The organism is Dyadobacter sp. (assembly GCF_051859145.1).
GTDB lineage: Bacteria > Bacteroidota > Bacteroidia > Cytophagales > Spirosomataceae > Dyadobacter.
In genome coordinates this window covers 1-1,136 of sequence record NZ_JBHYGF010000558.1, presented here as the reverse complement: position 1 = coordinate 1,136, position 1,136 = coordinate 1, and the positions used below count along the sequence as shown (strand labels likewise).

Sequence of the window (1,136 nt, the reverse complement as noted above, 5' to 3'; positions counted from 1 at the left end):
AAACCGTGTTGCTCGGTGCGCTTTCGGCCCCAAACCTGTTGACAGCCGTCACATAGTAGCAGCCCGCAAAGGAAGTAAGGCCGGTATGGTCGTACTCGGTTGCCAGCGGGGCAGGCGGGATAGTAACTGTTGCAATCAGGGCAGGTGTTTCATCTTCGTAACGCGCGTAGTAGACCCTGTAAGCAGTCACAGCTGCATCGCATTCTTTCCCGTCAGCCTGCTGTGGATAGGTCCACGAGAGGTGGTTGGTAAATGTGGGCGAGTCGCAGAATGCATCCGGGTGTGCCTGGAGCGAATCACAGTTGAGCGGGTCGAGGACCAGCACAGGCGGGCAGGGCTTGGTAGTGTCCGAAGAAGACACGCACAGTATCTGCGAGAAGTTGTAAAGTACAGCGGGCCTGATCTGGCTGTTGTTGTAAGAGCCTACGGTCTCGACTTTGTAGCAGTAAGTTGAATCATTGTTGATGGTTATACTATTTGTCCCGTCGGCAGCATACCTGTCTACGCCGTCATCAACAAAAGTAAACGTTCCTGTACCATCCACTTTCCAGTCTGCAATGCGGTTGAAGGTACCTGGCTTGGTTTTGTCTTCGCGGTAAATCCTGTGCACGCGGTTAGTATTGTCCCAAGGCACGAGCGCCGACCAGTTGACGCGGATCTTGCCCGGCTCAGCCGCGCCCTGTTCGAGGCGTACGCTGCTGGCAGTTTTGGTCTCATCGAACTTGACGAGCTGTCCGCCCTGGGTAGTCCAGTATTCGAGCTTGTAGTTGTAAGGGTTGACCAAAGTATTAAGTCCGCGGTCCACAAAGATGGTATCTGCCGCGCCTGGCGCTGTGTTTACATTAATGGTAGCAGCCAATGTAAAAGCAGTCCCGCTTTGTCCCACCGCGCGGTAAAGGCGGTACTGTGCCGGTCCTGAAACAGCAGCAGGTTTGGTCCATTTAACAGTGATCACGCCCCTTGTCTCGCTGGTAGAATCAACAGTGACATTGGTTATAACCGGCATGAGCAAAGGCAGTTTGAGGCAGAACTCGTCGGAAGCGACACTTTCGCCCCCACCCACCAGGCTTCCCGGCTCAGAACCAGTGGTGCCCGGCCTTGGGAAAATGACCACCAGACGGTAGCTGTACGAAATG

General features: G+C 54.6%; 1 pseudogene. It reads right to left on the bottom strand.

Going from position 1 to position 1,136, the window contains the following annotated elements:
* Positions 1 to 1,136 (bottom strand): annotated as a pseudogene (locus tag ACTIE6_RS24105) (gliding motility-associated C-terminal domain-containing protein); the annotation flags it as partial.